We start from the raw sequence: 1764 nt of genomic DNA on the forward strand, positions 1-1764 counted from the left end.
CGGCCGGCGCTCGCCGACTGCCTCGCGGACGGGGCGCGCCTCGGCGCGGAGGCGGCCCGCGCCTGCGGCTTCGAAGCGGCGGCGGAAGCCGCGCCATCGACCGACCCCGAAAGCGTCGCGGCCGCGCCGGTCTGGCGCGTGCCCGGCAAGGGGAGAGGCTTCGTCGACTTCCAGAACGACGTGACGGAGGCCGATATCGCGATCGCCCATGCCGAGGGCTTCCGTTCGGTGGAGCACCTGAAGCGCTACACCACGCTCGGCATGGCGACCGACCAGGGCAAGACCGCCAACGTGCCGGGCCTCGCCGTGATGGCCGCGCTCACCGGGCGGTCCATCCCGGCGACCGGGACGACCACCTACCGCCCGCCCTACACGCCGGTCGCGATCGGCGCGCTCGCCGGCCACCATCGCGGCAGGGACTTTCGGCCGACGCGGCTTGCGCCCTCGCATGCCTGGGCGGAAGGCGAGGGCGCCGTCTTCGTCGAGGCGGGGCTGTGGCTGCGCGCGCAATATTTTCCGCGCCCCGGCGAGACCGACTGGCAGGAGACGGTCGACCGCGAGGTGACGACGGTCCGCACCGCGGTCGGCGTCTGCGACGTCTCGACGCTCGGCAAGATCGACATCGAGGGCGAGGACGCGGCCGAGTTCCTGGAGCGGGTCTATGTCAATTCGTGGAAGAGCCTGCCGGTCGGCAAGGCGCGCTACGGCCTGATGCTGCGCGAGGACGGCTTCGTCATGGACGACGGCACGACCGCGCGGCTCGGCGAGAGGCACTATCTGATGACCACCACGACGGCGAACGCGGCGGGCGTGATGCGGCATCTCGAGTTCTGCGCCCAGGTGCTCTGGCCGGAGCTCGACGTCCGGATGGTGTCGGTCACCGAGCAATGGGCGCAATATTCGCTCGCCGGCCCGCGGGCGCGCGAGACGCTCGGCGCCGTGCTCGACCCCGGCCACGACCTTTCCGACGCGGCCTTTCCCTATCTCGCCGCAGGCGCCGTGACGGTCGGCGGCGGCATTCCGGCGCGGCTCTTCCGCATCTCCTTCTCCGGCGAGCGCGCCTACGAGCTGGCGGTGCCGGCCTCACACGGGGACGCGGCGATCCGGGCCATCATGGCGGCGGGCGCGCCCCACGGCATCGCGCCCTACGGCACCGAGGCGCTCGGCGTGATGCGGATCGAGAAGGGCCACGTCGCCGGCGGCGAGCTGAACGGCCAGACGACGGCGCGCGACCTCGGGCTCGGGCGGATGATGTCGAGGAAGAAGGATTTCGTCGGCCGGCTGATGGCGGAGCGGCCCGCGCTCATGGATCCGGACCGGCCGGCGCTGGTCGGCTTCGTGCCGGTCGACCGCAGCCGGCGGCTTCGGGCGGGGGCCCATTTCGTCGCCCTTGGCCGGCCGGCGAGCGCGGAGCACGACGAGGGGCACATGACCTCCGTCGCGTTCTCGCCGAGCCTCGGCCATTCGATCGGCCTCGGCCTCCTCAAGCGCGGGCCGGAGCGGATCGGCGAGCGCGTGCGCGCCGTCGACCCGGTGCGCGGCGGCGATATCGAGGTCGAGGTGGCGAGCCCTGTCTTCCTCGATCCGGCGGGGGAGCGGCTCCATGGCTGAGGCCCAATCGCCCGCCTGGCGGCCGCGCCCGGCCTGGCACGGCGTCGCAATTCCCGGCCGGCACGGCGCGGAGGCGGGCCCGCCCGGCCTCGTGGTCGAGCCGCTGGAGGGGCTCCGGCTCGCCAGCGTGACCGGCAGAGCGGGCGGCGGGGC

General features: G+C 74.0%; 1 protein-coding gene. It reads left to right on the forward strand.

Translation table 11 applies throughout. From position 1 onward, the window contains the following. Positions 1-1611: glycine cleavage T C-terminal barrel domain-containing protein (locus E4O86_RS22890; RefSeq protein WP_281351658.1), on the forward strand; the 1611-nt coding region annotated here is incomplete at its 5' end. Positions 1612-1764 lie beyond the last annotated feature (153 nt).

The organism is Propylenella binzhouense, from assembly GCF_009866965.1.
In the GTDB taxonomy this organism is placed as follows: domain Bacteria; phylum Pseudomonadota; class Alphaproteobacteria; order Rhizobiales; family Afifellaceae; genus Propylenella; species Propylenella binzhouense.